The following is a 17,812-nucleotide window of genomic DNA, read 5'->3' as shown; positions in this document are numbered from 1 at the left end:
ATGGGTCGATGATCAGGCGGGCAGGGCGATCGACTTGGTCTCGAGGAACTCCGCGAACCCGTCGGTACCGAGTTCGCGACCCAAACCGCTCTGCTTGTAGCCCCCGAACGGTGTGTCGGCCGCCAACCACACTCCACCGTTGATGCCCACCGTTCCGGTGCGCAGTCTGCGTGCAACCGCCATGGCTCGGTCGATATCTGCACTGTGCACCGCCCCGGACAACCCATAGATGCTGTTGTTGGCGATTTCCACGGCGTGGTCGTCGTCGTCGTATGGAATAACGGCCAGGACAGGACCGAAGATTTCTTCCTGGGCGATCACCGCGTCGGGTTCGACGTCACAGAACAATGTGGGTTCGACGTAATAACCGAACGGCATCGAGGCGGGCGCGCCACCGACCAGGATTCGAGCTTCCTGCTTTCCCCGCTCGATCATGGTGAGGATTCGATCGCGTTGCCTCGTATTGATGACCGGCCCGACGATGACATCAGGATCGTTCGGATCCCCACAACTGACCGACTCGAACGCGGCCTGGGCGACAGCCAAGCCCTCGTCGTATCGGCTGCGGGGCAACAGCAAGCGCGTCGGTAGTGCGCACCCTTGACCCGCGTGAGCGCAAACTCCCGCGATGCCGGCCGCCAGAGCCGGCAGGTCGGCGTCGTCCAAGACGATGTTCGCGGACTTTCCGCCGAGTTCGAGGCAGACCCGGGTGACGTTGTCGGCGGCCGACGCCATGATGCGCCTACCCACCTCTGTCGAACCGGTGAAGGTGATCATGTCGACGCGGCGATCCCGGACAAGTGCCTCACCTATCAAGGGGTCGGCGGAAGTCACCACGTTGACGATGCCGTCGGGAACATCTGTGCGCTCAGCGATGATTCGACCGAGTGCAGTGCCGCTCCACGGCGTGTCCGGAGCCGGCTTCAACACCACCGAGCATCCAGCGGCCAAGGCGGCGGCGACCTTGAAGATGTTCAGTGGCAGGGGGTAGTTCCACGGCGTGATGGCTGCGACGACTCCGATCGGCTCCCGCAGGATCATCCGGCGCGAGGACACGCCGGCCAGCGTTGCGTGGGCGGTGAGCTGCGTCTCGTACGGGTAAGACTCGGAGAGATCCGCCCAGTAGGAAACGGAATCGATGATCGTGTCCAGCCAGATCGAATGCGTCAGGGCCACAGGCACGCCAGCTTCGTCGATCAGGATCCGGCGCAGGTGTTCCTGTTCGGCACGCAGTCCTTCCAGCAACTGGCGCAGGCAGTGCGCGCGGAAGGTAGGGTCCCGCGACCACTCGAGATCCTCAAAGGCCCGCCGCGCCGCCCCGACGGCGGCCTCGACATCGCTGCGACTGGCATCCGGAGCTTGTCCGATCGTCTGCTCGGTAGCCGGGTTGATGTTGTCGTACGTCTTCCCGTCAGCGGCCTCTCTCAGCTCGCCATCGATGAGCAGTCCCATCATGGCCGGCCAGCCGTCGTGGTGACCGTCGAGGCCCCGGGAGGTGGAAAGATTCTCTGCCACATGTCATTCTCCAGGATCTTGAGTGGCCGATGGCCGTCCGCATAGGTGTGCGGTATGGCGAGACTGCTGGACAACGACAGCCTCGCCATACCGCTCGGGGGTCGTACCGCCTTCTACTTCTTTCCGGTGAAGAATGCTTCGACGTCGGGCAACACAGACAGCGCGTCGAGCAGGCCGCGAGGATCGAAGTAGTCGGTCCAGCGGGCTATCTTGCCGTCCCGGACTTCGAACACACCGACCACGGGGACCGTCAAGATCTCCTCCCCCGCCAAAGTCCGGCCGTAGTCCATCCGCTCGGTGAAGACGACACCGTCGGCACCTTCGGCGATGTGCAGGATCTCCGCGTGAAGGACATACTCACCGAAGACCACACTGCTCATCTCGTGCTTGGCCGCGATGTCCTCCAGCCCCACGGCGGGCGGGAATCCCGAGTTGCCCCAGACACAGTCTTCGGTCATGGAGCTCCGGAGGTGTTCCGGAATCTGGGAGATGGGCTTCTCCATGCCTTTGAGAAAGGCTTGGACGACGGCCTCGTTGCTCATGTCGTGTACTCCTAGGGTTGTGGTCGGTTGAAATCCGCAGCAAGCCGGGGCCGCCCTGGCCACGACTTGTCAGAATCGGCGCAATTCGCTGCGCCGCACTGACAGAACCACCGTAAGGATTCGCGTCAACTCAATGCATTATCCGAAACTTCAAATGGTGCACCATGATCCGCGTTCCTCTCGTCGCTCTCCCCTTCGTCCGGATCGGGCACCCAGTTCACCAGAGTGACTCCGTCTGCCGGGCTCACAAAGGCCGCTCTCATCCGCATCCCGGCGCGAAGGTCTGGCCTACCTTGGAGGTAGCCCGCCCATCGCACCTGCGGAGCGTCATCCAACTCGACCAGCACCAGCGTGTATGGCACCGGGAAGGCTGGGTGCACCTGATGCTCGGCGACCGTCCATGACACCAGGCTGGCCGTCGGGGTCACTGTCTTCCACTCGACGATCCATGACCGGCAAGCGTGACAATACGAACGCGGCAGATGCAATACCTGACCGCAGTTCGCACAGGCACAGATCGCCACTTCTCCTCGTTGTGCCGACAACCAGAATCCGGCCGTATCGGGATCGCTGAGGACCGGAAGTGGCACCGTTGGGGTGGCGCCCACCGTCAGGTCAGGCTCTCGAGCTTGACGATATCCATGTTGAACAACGACGCGGCATTGCGCCACAGGATCTTTTCCTTGACTGTCTCGCTGACGCCGGCCAGTCCCTCGTTGATCGAGGTCTCGATCTCCTGCCGGTCCAGGCACGTCTGATGCGGATAGTCCGTCTCGAAAAGCAGGTTGTCCGCACCAATGGCCTCGATGTGCCACGGTTTCAGATCCTCGTACCAGTAGTTGGCGAAGACCTGTCGGTGGAAGTAATCACTGGGCTTCATACCGTCGGCGGAGAACTCTGGGCGCTCACGCCAGGGCTCGTACTTGTCAAAGTGGAAGTCCAAGGCTTCCAAAAGGAACGGGATCCAGCCGACCGCGCTCTCCACCGAGACGAACCGCAACTTCGGGTAACGCGCCAGCACCCCCGACATCAACAGGTCGGCCAACGTAATGCCGCTCTCAAGGAAGAACGAGGTCGTCAACCGGGTCAACGTGGAACGCCAGCCCTCGACCCGGGTGCGCTCGTCGTTGAGATGCCGGCTCAGGTTACCGCCCCCGACGTGGAAACTGATAGACAGTCCCGCGTCCTCGGCTGCGGCCCACATCGGATCCCAGTAGCGGTCGGCCAGCAGCGGGTAGCCGTGCTCGTGGGGCTTGCCGGTGGACACCAATCCCTTGTGGCCCGCTGCGGCGCACCGCTCGATCTCGGCCACGGCCGCGTTGACGTCCCAGTAGGGGATCAACGCCAGCGAGAGCAGCCGGTCGGGAGCCACCGAGCTCCAGTCGAGGAGGAAGTCGTTGTACGCCTGCAACGCAGCAGTCTGGAATTCCAGTGCATCGGGTCCGGCCACCGCAAAGATGTTGGGACCGACGAAACCGAGGTTCGGGAACAGAGCTGCAGCCTGGATCCCGTATGCGTCCATCACTTCCAGCCGCGCCTTGGCGTCGTAGGCCGAGGGATGCATCGAGGCGAAGCGGTCGGCATAGTCGGGGAATCTCGGCGACCGCATCGGCTTACCGTCATCGTCGGGAACCATGATGCAGGTGCCGACCGTGAACACCGGCTGTCCGTCCATGCACCAGTACTCGCCCTGCTTCTCCTCGACCCACTTCACTTCCGGGATCATGCTGCCCCAGCGATCGCGAGACATCCGCGAGGTCCATAAATCCGGCGGTTCGGTGATGTGGGTGTCGGTGTCGATGATCAGATTTGAGCCCATGGCCCCTCCAAGTTTCGGTCGTGGAATCGGCAGAAGGAGTTCGTTACTGGCAAGACTCTCCGACACCACCGGGCCCAGGCAACGGCCACGTATTCAGATGATGAGATGTGGGTCCTCAGTCGAGGCCGACGACGAAGCTCGCCACCGTCGTCGCGGACCCGCCAATATTCAACAGACCCACCTTCTTTGCTCGTGGCACCTGATACTCGCCAGCCCGTCCGGATGCTTGTCTGGCGCCATCCAGGAGCATCCGCACACCGGTCGCCCCGACCGGATGCCCCAAGCCGAGAAGGCCGCCGCTGGGGTTCACCGGCAGTTCGCCATCGAACTCGATGACACCGTCTTCGACCGCTTGCCAGGATTTGCCCGGCGAGGTGATGCCGAAGTGATCGATTGCGGCGTACTCCGAAACCGAAAAGCAGTCATGGGTTTCGATCACGTCCAGATCGTGTGGGCCATTGCAGCCAGCGCGCCGATACGCGTCGAGGATGGCTTGGCGCAAGTGCGGGAAGACGTACTCGCTGTCGGCGCTGGCCGCGAACTTGTCCTCCAACAGCATCGTTCCGGTGCGATGTCCCCACCCCAGGATTCGGGGTATGCCGTCAAGGGTGACGTTACGATATCGCGCCCAGCTCGCGGCGAAGCTGCGAGAGGCTAGCACGACGGCGGCCGATCCGTCGGTGATCCGGCTGCAGTCCTGGCGCCGAAGCGGACCGCGCACCACCGGATTCTGAATGTCGTCCTCGTAGAAGGACTCCTTGGTCAGCTCCCAGCTTCTGGTCTGCGCCCTGGGATTTCGCCGTGCATTGGAGATGTTGATTTCGGCGATGCGTCCGAGATGACGATGGTCCAGGCCGTAGCGGCGGTCGTACTCCTCGCCGATGCGGCCGAACATCGCCGGCCATGGGAACGGTTCGTCGACCACCTCCCGGCCGGCCCACGCTGCGCATCCGAGCCGCAGACCGGCTTCTTGGCCGCCGATATTGCGAAGGACCTCAGCACCAACGACGAGGGCACACTCATAGCGGCCGCTTTCGAGGTCGGCCATTGCCGCCAACGCTGCCATGCTGCCCGACGCGCAGGCAGCCTCGTGCCGAGATGCCGGCTTACCGGCGAGGTCGGGATGGATCGCGGCCACCATGCCGCCCAATTGTCCCTGCCCGTTGAAGATCTCCCCGGCGAAGTTGCCGACGTGGATGACATCCACATCGCCGGGCCCGACATGGGCATCCGTCAGGGCACCCACTGTGGCGGCTTCCAGCAGTGGATAGATCTGGCCCTCTGGCGCTTTTTCGGCGAAGTCGGACTGCCAACCACCCAGGATGTAGATCGGTTCGCTCACAACTATTCTCCTCTCGGCGCGCATTAGCCGGTGCGCAGAATCAGGGCACTGGAACCCGGGCCGGGCATCCCGGAGGTGACAAGACATGTTTCGGCGCCGGGCACCGTCGACGTGGACTCGCCGCGCAGCTGGCGGACGCCCTCGACGATGTGGCTGAGCCCGTGGATGTAGCCGTCGGCCAGGTTGCCGCCGGAGGTGTTGATCGGTAGCGCACCGTCCAATTCCAGTGCGCCGCTGGCAGCGAACGGACCGCCTTCCCCTCGCTTGCAGAATCCGTAGTCTTCGATCTGCATCAGAACAGTGATCGTGAAACAGTCGTAGAACTGCGCGACATCGATATCGTCCGGCCCCATCCCCGCCAAACGGTAGAGCCGGTCGGCCAGGGCGGCACTGGCATTCGTCAGCGGCCCGGTGAGAAGGTTTCCCCACAGCCCGCCCTGGCGGGCCACCGGTTCGTCTCCCTGGGTCACTGCCCGGATCAATACCGTTGGCTTGGACCCGTCCCGTGCACGTTCGGCGGCCGAGACGATCACCGCGGCAGCCCCGTCGGTCTCCAGGCAGAAGTCGTAGCGGCGGAGTGGATCGGCGATCATCCGCGATGCGAGGTAGTCGGCCATCGACAGGGGGTGCCCATGTCGCTGAGCGCCTGGGTTCTCATTCGCGCGGGCGTGACAGGCCACCGCGATATGGCCGAGTTGCTCACTGGTGGTTCCGTAGTCGATCATGTGTTTGCGCGCGAACAACGCATAGGCCATGCCGGGAGACTGCACTCCGTAGGGCGCTAGGAACTCAAGGTAGCTTCCGCCGCCGCCGACCGCTTGGCCACTCGACCATTCCCGGCCGAACCGCCGGCCCGATCGCCCGTTGAGCGAACGGAACACCAACACGTTTGTCGCCTGACCGGCGAGAATCGCATTGACCGCCAGGCCGACCATGCCGCACGGCGCGGCTCCCGCCCAACTACCCGCAGCCCAGAAGGCCACGTTCTCCAAACCAAGCGTTGCGGCGAGGTCGGCATGCAGAACCTCGTCCATCTCGCATCGCACTATGCCGTCGATATCGAACGGCTCCAGTCCCGCGTCACTGATCGCGGCACTGCCCGCCTGGGCCGCCAGCGTCAGCGTGGAGCGCCCCGAGTTGAAGGTGTAATCGGTATTGCCGACACCGATGATCGCGCACCGGTCCCGCACGGTCTCGGCGCTCATCGGCGTTCCCACGACACACCGGCCGTTTCCCGATCCCACGTGGTGGCGGTGCATCCCTCGTCGCGCAACTGGTACTTGTGCACCCTACCGAGCGGACTCACGGGCAGCTCCGATCTGAATTCGATGTAGCGCGGCAGGGCGAAGTAGGGCACCCACTCCTTGGACCACTCGAACAGCTCGGTCGGCGTCAGGGCCGATTCCACCCGCAGCACCGCGGTGACCTTGACGTCGTCTTCGGTGAGCTCCGACGGCACCGCGTGCACCGCGACCTGAAGAATGTCCGGATGGGTGAGGTAGGTGGCCTCCAGCTCCTGGCTGGAGATGTTCTCGCCACGGCGTCGCATGTAGTCGTTCTTACGGTCGACGAAATAGAAGAACCCCGCCTCGTCGAAGCGCCCGAGGTCACCGGTGTGGAACCACAGATTACGGGTCGCCGCGACGGTCGCCTCGGGTCGACGCCAATAGCCGCCGAACATCACGTTGGACCGCTTTGGCCGACAGACGATCTCGCCGACCTCACCGACCGTGACCTCATTGTCCTCGTCATCGACGATACGTACTTCCAGATCCTCACCGTTAACACGTCCGGCCGACTCGGGTGGTGCCTGGTCGTCCGGTTCAGAAAACGTGATGGGAAAGACTTCAGTCATCCCGTAGCCGAGCGCTCCGGGAATCTTCACGCCAAATCGTTTGCGCCACACATCTTGTAACCCCGCAGGGAAAGGGACGGCGTGCACCATCCGGATCTGTCCGAAGCACCGCGTCGATTCGGGGGTGTCCGGCAGCTGGGCGATGATCGCCGGCAGACCGCCGATCAGATTGACCACCCTCGCACCGGTGCGCTCGATCTCGGGCCAGAAGCGTGATGCCGAAAAGCGTTGTGCAAGTGCAGCGCTACCTCCGATAAGCATGCTCCCGATCAGCGTCATCGACAGCACGTTGAGGTGAAACATCGGCAATGGGTTCCAGTTGAGTTCGCCGCACTGGCGCTGGGTCTGCAGCAGACCACGACGGCCGATGTTGACAGCGTAGGCATTGCTGATCATGCAGCCCTTGGACGGACCCGTGGTGCCACCGGTGTAGGTCAGGCACGTCAGATCGTTCGGTGTGCCGATCTGCGGATCGGGCACCGGGCGGCACCGGTAATCGTCGAGCGCCTCGACACGAAGCTGCCGACCAGCCCGTGGCGGCTCCGAACCTCGTTGGAGGACAAGGTCGACGTGTGGCAGGTGCGCGCCGATCGCGTTGAGCCGGTCGACGAGGTCAGGCTCGGCAACCAACACAGCGGCGCCGGCATCGGTGACGACGTGCCGGAGAAACTCTCCCCGCAACGCGGTGTTGGCTCCCACCCAGACGGCGCCGAGCATGTTGGTGCCGATCCAGGACGCAACCGCATCGATGTGGGTGTCCTGCAGGCTCACCACAGTCTGGCCGGACCGCACACCGCAGGCCCGCAGTGCGCCGGCCAGATCCAGCGACCTCTGCCATACGTCGGCATAGCGGTACTCGATGCCGGCCAGATCCAGAAACATCGTGTCGGGGTGCTCCTCGACACAGGTGGCCAGCAGCCCGACGACCGTTGATTCGCTCTTGACCGTGCTGTCACTCACCAACGACATACCTCTCAAGATCTCCCGTCTGGTAACCGCGATGGCGATGCCGTGGCGTAAGTCGGTTGCGGGCTGTCGAAGTCAACGGCTCGTCTTACGAGTGCATTACAGCGGCGCGTTGACGGCAACGGCCCATTTTTCAGATGGCGAGGCAGGCGCCGTACGGTACCCGCTGCATGTCGCGAGCGTGGCGCCAGTCAGGCCGTCGGCGCGGTGAGTTCCATCGCTTCGGCGGTCCGGTTGGCGGCATCGACGAGCAGCTCATCGATGCCGTCGCGGAAGCGCGCCGCACGGGTCGAGGAGTACGTCGCACCCAGTGCCGCGATTCCCGATTCGAGTTTCAGTGGCACTGCCGCACAGGAGATTCCATACCGGAATTGCTGATCGCTGTGTATCGGGTGGGACGCGCTCAGGTCCTCCTCGAGCCGCCAGGACGTCGTGACGGTCTGTCCGGTGAAAACCTCGAGCGGATGCCGGGCAAGGTAGCCGGCGCGTTGGTCGGGTCCCATCCGGGCCAGGATCGCCTTCCCGATGGCGGTGGCATGCCCGGGAACCACCATGCCGGGCCAACATTCGAACCGTGGTGCGCAAGGGTGCGCAACGAACTGGGTTACGACGATCTCATCGTTGCACAGGGCTGCGAGACTGACGCTGACCCGTCCCGAGGCGGCGAGTTCTGCCATCTGTTCGCGGATCATCCGCAATCCACGGGCCCGTCGTTCCAGCTGTGTCACCGAAGCGAACTGCTCGCCCAACGCATACCGGCCGTCGGAGCACCGATGCAGATAGCCCTCGTGGACCAGGGTACGAAGGAGGTGATAGGTCGTGGGTAGGACGATGCCAGTCGCGTCGCTGAGCGCGCGTGCGGTGAGCGGCCCCTGCGCGCTGACCGACTCGACCAGCTGCATGCCCCGTTGGAGGCTTTGAATGAGAGTCGGCTGCGCTGCCGGTTGCGGGAGCACGAGTCAGCTTCGTCCCACCGCAGACACCAGACAGCGATCGCGGCCAGGCAGTGCGGACAGTTCAGCCTGGAAGCGATCACCCAGGACATAGGTGCCGTCATCGAGACGCACCAGGTAGTCGTCGTACACCAGCGTCCGAAGCAGGTGATAGGCGGTCGGCAGCGGCAACTTCACCGACCGAGCCACCAGCTTGGCGTGCAGCGGCCCTTCCGCGGCGACGATGTTGATGATCTGCAGCCCGCGCTGCAACGAACGGACCAGGGATTTCTCCGGACTAACCACCGAGACCTCCAACTTTGGCGTGATGTAATAACCACTCACATTTGTGGGCTGCCGTCAGTGTAAGTGCCTTTTACATGTGACGCAAGACACGGAAGCTGGTGGTAGAAACACCCCTTGCCCGCAGATGTGATGACCATTAACATCCGGGGGATGCCGAGTCCGGAGGTGGGTACCAAAACGCGCGGTCGCAGGCGGTCGTACCACCACGGCAATCTGCGGGACGCATTGATCGACCTTGCGGTCGAGCTCATCACCCAGGACGGGGTCGCGTCGTTCTCGATAGCCGAGGCGTGCCGAAGGCTGAATGTCAGTCCGGGTGCGCCATACCGACATTTCGCCGACCGCGAGGACCTGTTGACCGAGGTCGCCGTGCGGGCTTGCGAGACCATGGCCACGCACATCTCCCAAGTCGTCGGGGACGCAACCGACCCCGTCGAGCGCCTGGTGCGCGCGTCCCGGGCCTACGTGGAGTTCGCTGCGCAACATCCAGCGCTGTTCGCGGTGCTCTACACCAAGGATGTCTTCCTGGGCGGCAACGCCAAGTTGATCGACGCGGTCCGGCCGGTGGTGGAGGCATTTCTGGTGCCCGCCTCGGCGATACCGGGCATCACCTCCGCCCAGGCAAGCAGCCTCACTGTGGGGGCCGCAGCAGTGGCCCACGGCTATGCCAGCTTCTTGCCGGCCGGGACTTTCAGTGACGCTCCCGACGCACTCGCAATCGCGGCCGACAATGCCGCCTGCGCCACCCGCGCACTCATCATGGGCCGCGCGGCGCTGGCCAGCTCGTCGGGTGAACACGGCGTAGCCCTCGCCGGCCTTCAGGTGCAGCGGTGGATTGACTTGATGGACAACGAAGGAAAGCAGGCAAACGACGAATGACCGTTCTCGACGCGCACACCCCGGTCTCGGACGCTGCGCCCACCCCGGCGCAGCTGTTCGACCTGACCGGCCGCACCGCGCTCGTCACCGGCGCATCAAGTGGCCTGGGCGTCCAATTCGCACTGACTTTGCGGGCCGCCGGAGCTAATGTCGTTGTCGCCGCACGACGTTCGGATCGATTGGCAGGCCTGTGCGAGAGCCATCCCGGGCTTACCGCGGTCACCTGCGACGTCTCCGACCCGTCCTCGGTGGAGTCTGCGCACCGAGAGGTGGAGGGCAGCGTCGGCAACGTCGATATCCTGGTCAACAACGCGGGACTCAGCATCCCCGCACGCGCAGAAGAAGAGTCGTTGGACGACTTCCGCTATGTGCTCGACGTCAACCTGGTAGGGGCATTTCGGTTGACCCAGCTCGTCGGGCGCCAGATGATCGCCAACGGCGGCGGCAGCATCGTGAACGTTGCCTCCATTCTCGGACTGGTGGCTTCGGCTCCCAACCGTCAAGCCGCGTATTGCGCATCAAAAGGTGCTCTTATCAACATGACTCGGGAGTTAGCGGTGCAGTGGGCCCGGTACGGCATCCGCGTCAACGCACTCGCACCGGGATTCTTCCCGAGCGAGGCGACCGCCGACTTGCTGGAGGATGAAGCAGGCGCGTCCTACGTCCGTCGCAACACTCCGATGAACCGGACCGGCCGGGCCGGGGAACTGTCCGGTGCGCTGCTACTGCTGGCCAGCGACGCCGGCTCCTACCTCACCGGCCAGGTCCTCGCGGTGGACGGGGGCTGGACAGCGCGATAGGGCTGCGACTACTCACCATCTGAAGACGGTTCGGTTGTCCCGGACACCCATTGTCGATGGAATCATTGAAAGTAATCTTTCAGACGGCTTCGGAGTGCTACGAAGGGAGTCACATGAGTAGCAGTCTGGCGCGGCGATACCTGTTGCGAACGCGGCTCTTTCACGAGCGACTGGCGCAGTTGCGGGGCGAGGAGCCCAACGTACGGAGTCACCCTGCCGTTGGCACTGACTTCGATGACCTTGACCCGGCTCAATGCACGTTGTTGGTCCTCGATTGCCAGCCCGAAGGGCTCGCCTGCGTGGTCAACTCTCACTCATTGATCGTCCGGATCAATTCAGCCATCGGCACCGTCCGCCGTCTCGGTGGCCAGGTCGCATTCACCCGGCTGGCGTTTGAGGACAACGACTACCGGTTCACGCCATCAACCAACAAAGAGTTCGCCGCTCTCGCCCATGAGAGGCGTTTGCGCGATGGCACTTTCGACGCCGACCTATACCCTGGTCTGGACGCCGGCGCACCTGAGGACATCATTGTGCGCAAGACGCGACTCGGCGCGTTCTCGACGACGAATCTCGATGAGCGCCTGACGAATCTGGGCATGACGACATTGATCATTGCTGGAATACACGCCAGCGGCGCTGTAATGTCTACCATTCGAGAAGCGGCGGACAAGGATTACCGGCTGATCGTGTTGGCGGACTGCATCTCCGATGCCGACGCGGCGACACAGCAGCTGCTGATGGAGTGGGTCTTTCCCCGGCAGGCGAAAGTGCTGGCCGTCAGCCAGCTCGAGCGTGCGCTGGCCAGCCACGCCGTCGCCGGTGACATCACTACTGCCGCCATCTGAAGTCATTGTGATTGTCCTGCGCCCGTGTGCAGACTGAAATCAACTGCAAGAGTTGGTAATCAGATGGGTGGGACAGGTCAATGGATTGGTATGACAGGCAGATCATTCAATTCGTGGTTCGATGGATGCCGTTCGGCGGTCCACCCGAGGAGGAGACCTTGCCACGATTTGGGCTGACACCCAGCGAGTTCAGAATCAGATTTCGTGAGATCGTTTCGGACCTGACCCGCAAAAAGTGCACCCTGGGCGAGGACGATCGCGAGTTGCTTGCCTCGACCATCTACGCCTTCAAGTCCGAGTCGCAGCGGTCCCAGCAGGCATCTGCCAACCAGGACTGGTTGCCGCACGCCGCACTCTTTTGATGCGGTGCCGGCTCAGCCGGTCAACTCGATCACATGAGCATCCTGGACCCCCAGATAGCGGGTCGGTGTGCAGGTCAGCACGATGACCTGACCATGGTCACCCACGGTGTCGAACACCGCACCCATCTTGGTCAGCCGCTCGGGGTCGGTGAATCCCAGCGCATCGTCGATCACCACCGGCACGGTGTCCTCCGCGGCGACCAGCGCGGCGCCGGCCAGGCGGGCCAGGATGCCGAGTTGCTCTTTGGCCCCACCCGACAGCGATTCGTAGGGAACGGTCCGGCCGTCCAACGTGCGGTTGCGGATTCGCAGGTCGCTGTCGATCTCGACCTCAAAGGTCGGTCCGAACACCGGGCGCCCGAGCCGTTCGATCTCGGTGCGGAACGGCTGCACGTAGCGCTGCCGGGTGTTGTCGCGGTGGCGGACCATGACGGATCGCAACAGCTGTGCCGCCCTAGCCCGGCGCGATACCCGCGAATGCTCGGCGAAGGCGTGCTCGCGCGCGATCTGCGCGGCATCCAGACTGCCCTTGCGCCCCTCGTTGCCCATCACCCCCAGTTCGACGGTGACGTCATTGAGTGCCTGCGCGACCTCGGCGTATTCACGGTCCAGATCCTCGGCAACGGCCGTGGCCGCCGCCAACTCCGCTTCCACGGCAGCGGGGTCCGCGGCGGCATACCGCTGGGCCAACTCGGCGGCCACAAGTTCGGCCCGGTCACGGGCCTCCACGTCAGCGGCGGCCTGCGCGGCGAGTTCGTCGTCGCCGCGCAGTGAACGCAAGTCAGCCAACCGTTGTGTGGCCGCGTCGAGCTCGGCGCCCGCATCGGTCACCTTGGAGCGCAGAACTGTTGCCGCCGTGCTTTTTTCGGCAAGTTTGGCATTCGCTTCAGCGGCCGCCCGCTGATGCAGATCGGCTTCGGCGCGAGCGCTCTCACGAGCCTCGATCGCACCGACGAAGGCCGCACGGGCACCGGCCCCGTCGACACCCGCGGTGAGCAGCTCGGCGGGGGCGTCGTCGTGCAACGCGGCCAGCCGTGCCCGCATCTGGACGACGTCGTCACCCTCGCACAGCCCGGCCAGGGTCGCAGCCAGGTGATCACGATTGCCTGCCAGGTCGCGGCGGCGCCGGTCGATGGCCCGGGCGTCCTCGATGTCGGTGGCACCACTTTGTTGCAGTAATTCGGTCAGGATTCGCTGGGCTGCTTCCAGTTTCGCCTGAACCCCGGAAGTGGTGGCACCCGGATCGATCCGCACGCTGACCAGCCCGGGCAGCTCGACGATGGTCTCCGACGAGCTGGCCGGCGCCCAGCGCTGCCCGGCGGACAGCCGGACGGTCTGCCCACCCACCGCCAGGTCGAGATCACGGGCAGCGGTGAACTCCACCGTGCTGCCGGTCGCCGCGAGCTGCGCCGCGATGCGGTCGACCAACGCGGCGGCCGACTCGATGTCGGCTATCACCTCGGCGGTCAGGGTGATCTCGGAGAGCTGATCGGTGAGATCGCCGATTTCGCGCTCGGCGGCCTCGACACGTTCGAGCCGTGTGGCCAGGCGCCGCGCCTGTTCCTCGCTGGCCAATGCGTCGACGACCCGCCGGGCCTCATCGACGGCCGTCTGAGCGGTGGTGAGCGCGGTGGCCGAATCTGTTGCTGCCGCACATGCCATTTCGGCGACGTCACTGGCGGTGCGCGCGGCCTCGACCGCGGTAGCCAGCTGCGCCTGCACCTCGGTGACGGCCCGCGTGCGGGCAGTCATCTCGTCGCGCAGCCGCACACGTTCGGCCTGCGCGGCGCTCGACGCGGCGCACGTTCCCCGCGCCGCGGTCGCGACGAGCTCGGCCTGTCGCAGCTGTTCGGCGAGCTCGGCCAGCGCGCCGGCCGCCGCCCGGGCGGCGGCCAAGCGCGCGGCGACACCGTCGCGGCGATCGGTCAGCCCGGCCTGCCGCTGCGCGAGGTCGGCATGCCGACGCACCCGGTCGTCGACCTCGGCGACCGCGGCCGCGCATCGGGCCACCTCCTCGTCGACGGTGCGCAGCCGGGCGATCGCCGCCGCCCATTCACCGGTCGGCCGGCCCGTGGCAGTGAAATACCTGCCGTATTCGGCGTCGATCCGTTCGATCAGAAGCGGTTCGGTACCCGACAGCGCCGCATCGTCGCCCGCCGCGAGGTCCAGGGCGCGGGACAACGCGTCACACTCGGACAGATCCACCGCCGAGGTCGAGCCGGCCTGCAGGACCCGCTGCGCGTGCCACAGCCCGGTGTCGACCGTCTCGCCGAGCATGGCGAGTACCCGGTCGTGGGCCTCATCCCCGGTCAGCTGCTCGCGGAACGGCGCCAGGATGGTCAGCTCGGTTTCGCATTTCTTGTGGAAGCGTTTGCGATACACGAAACGGTAGGGCCCCGTACTGATCTCGGCGAGAACCTCGGAACCGACATCGGCGTGGGTCGGCTTGACCTGTTTGACTTCCTTCTTGGTCGAGCGATCCTTGGATTCCAGCAGCAGATCGAGGGCCTCGATCATCGACGTCTTACCGATTTCGTTAGCCCCGCAGACGACGACCACACCGTGGTCGGGAAACTGGATCTCGCGATGGGCTATGCCGCGGTAGTTGGTCAGGACCAGCCGGTGCAATCTCATGCCGCACTCCCCCCGGCCAGTCGCAGCAGCAGCCCCAGTGCGCCCTGGGCGTCCCGGGCCGCCTCGCCATCGCCGGAGCGGGCCGTGCCGACCAGTTCCTCGACGGCAGCCGCCGCGAATCCGCCGATTCCCAAATCGTCGAATTCACCGTCGGCAGGCATCACCGCGATGCTGGTGTGCCGGTCCCACGTCCCCAGCCACGCGAACAGCCGGGCGTACTTGTCCAGGCAGGCATCCAGCGCCGCCCGGTCGGTGACGCTGAGCGAACCGGTCAGCCCGAGCCGTACGACGGTGCGGTCCTTATCCGTGAGCAGGTCAAGATTGAGATCGAGATCGGCGATGTCGCGGTCGTCGTCGACCTGGCGGTGCAGCGTGACGAACCGCCACCGCCCGACGTGGCGAGACTCGACACTCACCGGGTGAGCCCGGTCGGCCTCATCGATATCGACCACCAGGACGTGGCCCGGGTCCGATTCGACGTCGTCGAAATTGGTCACCTCCGGCGAGCCCGAGTACCAGATGCGTCCGCTGTCTCCGACGCACGTGCGAGAGTGCTTGTCCCCCAGAGCGATGTATTGAACAGCACCGCGCTCGATGGCATCGGCCAGGCCGGCCATCCGGATCAGCGACGGCTTGCCGGGATCGGGGTCGAGCACGTCGACCCCGCCGTGGGCGACCAGTATCCGCACGGTGCCGTCGGCGGGAAGATCGGCCAGGACCGCGGCCGCCAGATCTGACGTCGGCGCCTTGGTGCGCCACGGCGCCACCACGAGTTGGACCCCGGGGCGCACCTCCCACACTCCGTCGCGGTCAAGCACGATCACGTTGTCCGGATGTTCGGCGTTGAACAACGCACTGGAATACACCGACGAGGCGTCCAGCGGGTCGTGGTTTCCCGGCAGCAGATAGACCGGGACGCCGATGGCACGCATGGCTTCCAGCGACTGGCTGATCACCTTGGGCGCGAGTTGGTTGTGTTCGAAGACGTCGCCGGCAACCACCACGAACTCCGCCGAAACCTCTTCAGCCAGCGCGCCGAGGCCGGCCACCGCGTCCCGCCGGGCCGCCGAGTAGCGGGGTTGGGCCTCACCTTCCAGGAAGTGACGCGTCATGCCGAGCTGCCAGTCGGCGGTGTGCACGAATCGCATTCCGTCAGGTCCTGTCCGTGTCTCATCTACGAGTGTTGCGGCGAGTGTAGGCACCTACGCCGACAAGTCCGCGGACCTGGATCGGCATGTATGCCGACGGATTAGCCTTACGTCCGTGACCGCGCCACGCCGCACCCTGATACTCATGCGCCACGCCAAGTCGGATTACCCCACCGGGGTGGCCGACCACGACCGGCCGCTGGCGTCCCGCGGTATCCGCGAAGCCGGCCTGGCGGGCGAGTGGCTGCGGGCGAACCTCCCCGCGATCGACCTGGTGTTGTGCTCGTCGGCGACCAGAACCCGCCAGACCCTGGACCGCACCGAGATCAGCGCGCCGGTCACCTACTCCGAACGGCTCTACGGCGCCTCCCCGGGAACGATGATCGATGAGATCAACCGGGTTCCCGACGATGTGGGCACGCTGCTGGTCGTCGGCCATGAGCCCACGATCAGCAGCGTGGCGCTCGGTCTCGCCGAGCCTGAGGGCTCCGACCGCGACGCGACCGAACGCATCTCGATGAAGTTCCCGACCTCGGCCATCGCGGTGTTGTGGGTGCCGGGCCAGTGGCCCGGCCTGGAGCTCAACGGCGCCGAGTTGACGTCATTCCACGTACCGCGCTGAGGGTCCACGCGCATCGAGTCAGACGTGCGAGCGAGGTCGAGGGAGGAATTGTCGCTCCCAGTTCTGGCTCGTTGCTGCTAGGAGTTCGTGGCCAGCGTCAGCTCCATCAACTTGATGGCCTGCCCGCAGGCGTCGATGCCGGGCGCCTGCGGGTTGATCCACCACCCCACGACTCCGGCGGCGTCGCTGGCCACTCCGCAGCCCCCGTTGGGGTCGCTGGTTCGCATGACAATCGACGGCACGCCGGCGATCGAACGTGTCTCAATCTGGTAGTTGAGGAATTCGGCGACGGCGCGCTCGTTGTCCAGGCTGCCCTGTTCGTACCAGAACCGGGTGATGTCCACCAGGCCGGCGGGGTTGGCGGCCTGCCAGCGGCAGACCGCACCGACGAACGTGCTCTGGATGTCGAGCGGATCAGCCCCCACCGTCTTGGCCAGGATGTCGGTGGTCAGGACGTCGCACTCCTTGAGCAGGTTCGGGTATTGCTGCGCGGAGTTGTCGTTGCGCGGCGTGGTGCCCGAACCCGACTTCGCCGCGGTCCCGTCCACGGTCCTGGCGCAGCCACTGGCGGTCGTGAGCGCGGCCAGCACCGCGACCCCGACGGCGACGAACCGGCGCGCGCTCACTTGGCGTTCACGATCGATTGCCGGGTCAACTCCTTGGCTACATCGCAGGCCGGCGGGAACGGCTTCTCGGCGAAGCTGACCGACCATTCGATGAAGTCGTCGTTGAATTGGATGCCGACCTCGCACAGGTTGTCTCCCAGAGTCGGGTCGGTGCCGACCGCGATGAATCCGCTGTGGCCCTCGATATTGATGTCCTCGACACTGGTGCGCGACAGTTCCTCGGTCTTGCGTTCACGCCCGATCGGGCTGCCCCGGTACCAGGTGAAGGAGAAGTGCGGGCCAAGGATTCCGCCGCCGGCCAGCCACTGACAACCGACCGAGTTCTTCGCCGTGTTCACCAGACCGGTCACCCGGGTCTCCTCGGCCATCGTCTGGTCACTGATGCCACCGCATTCGGGGAACATCGGACCGTGCTTGGCGTTGCCCGGCTGCGGGGTGGACGGTTGCGATGCCTGGGTCTGACCGGGTCCGCTCCCCGAATCCGAGCATGCGCCGAGCGCCGAGACGGCGGCTACGACGGCTACCACCCGAGCGGCCACCGCGAGTTTGCGCGTCGCTGTCATACGCACCTTTTGCGTGTCACAGCATGCACTGTAGCGGCCAGCTCTTATCACAA

18 protein-coding genes are annotated in these 17,812 nt (G+C 65.0%); 5 read left to right on the top strand and 13 right to left on the bottom strand.

What is annotated here, in order from left to right:
- Nucleotides 1–12 precede the first annotated feature (12 nt).
- The 9 genes from ORI27_RS11235 to ORI27_RS11190 all read right to left on the bottom strand — a co-directional run bounded on the left by ORI27_RS11235 (nt 13) and on the right by ORI27_RS11190 (nt 9,277).
- Nucleotides 13–1,455, bottom strand: coding sequence for an aldehyde dehydrogenase family protein (locus tag ORI27_RS11235; protein ID WP_265996925.1), 1,443 nt, complete (start codon nt 1,453–1,455; stop codon nt 13–15).
- Between the two features lie 173 nt (nt 1,456–1,628).
- Nucleotides 1,629–2,057, bottom strand: coding sequence for a limonene-1,2-epoxide hydrolase family protein (locus ORI27_RS11230; RefSeq protein WP_265996901.1), 429 nt, complete (start codon nt 2,055–2,057; stop codon nt 1,629–1,631).
- A 125-nt stretch (nt 2,058–2,182) separates the two neighbouring features.
- A complete protein-coding gene (locus tag ORI27_RS11225) occupies nt 2,183–2,485 on the bottom strand; it encodes an OB-fold domain-containing protein (protein ID WP_265996924.1) in 303 nt (100 codons plus the stop codon).
- Between the two features lie 182 nt (nt 2,486–2,667).
- Nucleotides 2,668–3,876: an amidohydrolase family protein gene (locus tag ORI27_RS11215; RefSeq protein ID WP_265996900.1), complete on the bottom strand. Its 1,209-nt coding sequence runs from the start codon at nt 3,874–3,876 to the stop codon at nt 2,668–2,670.
- A gap of 115 nt (nt 3,877–3,991) precedes the next feature.
- Nucleotides 3,992–5,218, bottom strand: a complete 1,227-nt coding sequence (locus ORI27_RS11210) for an acetyl-CoA acetyltransferase (RefSeq protein ID WP_407666281.1) — start codon at nt 5,216–5,218, stop codon at nt 3,992–3,994.
- Nucleotides 5,219–5,241: 23 nt separating this feature from the next.
- Complete coding sequence (locus tag ORI27_RS11205; protein ID WP_265996898.1) at nt 5,242–6,423, bottom strand: thiolase C-terminal domain-containing protein; 1,182 nt, start codon at nt 6,421–6,423, stop codon at nt 5,242–5,244.
- Nucleotides 6,420–8,033: an AMP-binding protein gene (locus tag ORI27_RS11200; RefSeq protein ID WP_265996897.1), complete on the bottom strand. Its 1,614-nt coding sequence runs from the start codon at nt 8,031–8,033 to the stop codon at nt 6,420–6,422. The genes ORI27_RS11205 and ORI27_RS11200 overlap by 4 nt, the downstream gene beginning before the upstream one ends.
- 197 nt (nt 8,034–8,230) lie before the next feature.
- On the bottom strand, nt 8,231–8,995 hold the full coding sequence (locus ORI27_RS11195) for an IclR family transcriptional regulator (RefSeq protein ID WP_265996896.1): 765 nt from the start codon (nt 8,993–8,995) through the stop codon (nt 8,231–8,233).
- A 3-nt stretch (nt 8,996–8,998) separates the two neighbouring features.
- Nucleotides 8,999–9,277: a helix-turn-helix domain-containing protein gene (locus ORI27_RS11190; RefSeq protein WP_265996895.1), complete on the bottom strand. Its 279-nt coding sequence runs from the start codon at nt 9,275–9,277 to the stop codon at nt 8,999–9,001.
- A 150-nt stretch (nt 9,278–9,427) separates the two neighbouring features.
- Here ORI27_RS11190 and ORI27_RS11185 point away from each other — a divergent pair, with 150 nt between their 5' ends.
- From ORI27_RS11185 to ORI27_RS11170, 4 genes are all read left to right on the top strand, one after another.
- Entirely contained in the window at nt 9,428–10,156 is a 729-nt protein-coding gene (locus ORI27_RS11185) for a TetR/AcrR family transcriptional regulator (protein WP_265996894.1), read from the top strand.
- Nucleotides 10,153–10,956: an SDR family oxidoreductase gene (locus ORI27_RS11180; protein WP_265996893.1), complete on the top strand. Its 804-nt coding sequence runs from the start codon at nt 10,153–10,155 to the stop codon at nt 10,954–10,956. The genes ORI27_RS11185 and ORI27_RS11180 overlap by 4 nt, the downstream gene beginning before the upstream one ends.
- A 56-nt stretch (nt 10,957–11,012) precedes the next feature.
- A complete protein-coding gene (locus ORI27_RS11175; RefSeq protein ID WP_323055595.1) occupies nt 11,013–11,804 on the top strand; it encodes a cysteine hydrolase family protein in 792 nt (263 codons plus the stop codon).
- 80 nt (nt 11,805–11,884) lie between these two features.
- Nucleotides 11,885–12,166, top strand: a complete 282-nt coding sequence (locus ORI27_RS11170; protein ID WP_265996892.1) for a hypothetical protein — start codon at nt 11,885–11,887, stop codon at nt 12,164–12,166.
- Nucleotides 12,167–12,178: 12 nt separating this feature from the next.
- On the opposite strand, the gene ORI27_RS11165 is transcribed toward ORI27_RS11170, so the two are convergent.
- Nucleotides 12,179–14,800: an AAA family ATPase gene (locus ORI27_RS11165; RefSeq protein ID WP_265996891.1), complete on the bottom strand. Its 2,622-nt coding sequence runs from the start codon at nt 14,798–14,800 to the stop codon at nt 12,179–12,181.
- Nucleotides 14,797–15,948, bottom strand: a complete 1,152-nt coding sequence (locus ORI27_RS11160; protein WP_265996890.1) for a metallophosphoesterase family protein — start codon at nt 15,946–15,948, stop codon at nt 14,797–14,799. Before ORI27_RS11160 ends, ORI27_RS11165 begins: the two co-directional genes overlap by 4 nt.
- 115 nt (nt 15,949–16,063) lie before the next feature.
- Between ORI27_RS11160 and ORI27_RS11155 the strand changes: the two genes are divergently transcribed.
- On the top strand, nt 16,064–16,570 hold the full coding sequence (locus ORI27_RS11155) for a SixA phosphatase family protein (protein ID WP_407666280.1): 507 nt from the start codon (nt 16,064–16,066) through the stop codon (nt 16,568–16,570).
- 77 nt (nt 16,571–16,647) lie between these two features.
- Here the strand turns inward: ORI27_RS11155 and ORI27_RS11150 are convergent, their stop codons facing one another.
- A complete protein-coding gene (locus tag ORI27_RS11150; RefSeq protein WP_407666282.1) occupies nt 16,648–17,160 on the bottom strand; it encodes a DUF3558 domain-containing protein in 513 nt (170 codons plus the stop codon).
- 32 nt (nt 17,161–17,192) lie between these two features.
- Nucleotides 17,193–17,759: a DUF3558 domain-containing protein gene (locus ORI27_RS11145; protein WP_265996888.1), complete on the bottom strand. Its 567-nt coding sequence runs from the start codon at nt 17,757–17,759 to the stop codon at nt 17,193–17,195.
- Nucleotides 17,760–17,812 lie beyond the last annotated feature (53 nt).

Origin of the sequence: Mycobacterium pinniadriaticum (assembly GCF_026242045.1) — a bacterium.
Classification (GTDB): domain Bacteria; phylum Actinomycetota; class Actinomycetes; order Mycobacteriales; family Mycobacteriaceae; genus Mycobacterium; species Mycobacterium pinniadriaticum.
This window is presented reverse-complemented; position numbering and strand designations above follow the sequence as displayed.

Excerpts from the sequence above, each read along its gene's own strand:
- ORI27_RS11185 (WP_265996894.1), top strand. The coding sequence starts at position 9,428 with ATGCCGAGTCCGGAGGTGGGTACCAAAACGCGCGGTCGCAGGCGGTCG.
- ORI27_RS11145 (WP_265996888.1), bottom strand. The coding sequence starts at position 17,759 with ATGACAGCGACGCGCAAACTCGCGGTGGCCGCTCGGGTGGTAGCCGTC.
- ORI27_RS11175 (WP_323055595.1), top strand. The coding sequence starts at position 11,013 with ATGGAATCATTGAAAGTAATCTTTCAGACGGCTTCGGAGTGCTACGAA.
- ORI27_RS11165 (WP_265996891.1), bottom strand. The coding sequence starts at position 14,800 with ATGAGATTGCACCGGCTGGTCCTGACCAACTACCGCGGCATAGCCCAT.
- ORI27_RS11180 (WP_265996893.1), top strand. The coding sequence starts at position 10,153 with ATGACCGTTCTCGACGCGCACACCCCGGTCTCGGACGCTGCGCCCACC.
- ORI27_RS11160 (WP_265996890.1), bottom strand. The coding sequence starts at position 15,948 with ATGCGATTCGTGCACACCGCCGACTGGCAGCTCGGCATGACGCGTCAC.
- ORI27_RS11215 (WP_265996900.1), bottom strand. The coding sequence starts at position 3,876 with ATGGGCTCAAATCTGATCATCGACACCGACACCCACATCACCGAACCG.
- ORI27_RS11230 (WP_265996901.1), bottom strand. The coding sequence starts at position 2,057 with ATGAGCAACGAGGCCGTCGTCCAAGCCTTTCTCAAAGGCATGGAGAAG.
- ORI27_RS11205 (WP_265996898.1), bottom strand. The coding sequence starts at position 6,423 with ATGAGCGCCGAGACCGTGCGGGACCGGTGCGCGATCATCGGTGTCGGC.
- ORI27_RS11235 (WP_265996925.1), bottom strand. The coding sequence starts at position 1,455 with ATGATGGGACTGCTCATCGATGGCGAGCTGAGAGAGGCCGCTGACGGG.
- ORI27_RS11170 (WP_265996892.1), top strand. The coding sequence starts at position 11,885 with ATGGATTGGTATGACAGGCAGATCATTCAATTCGTGGTTCGATGGATG.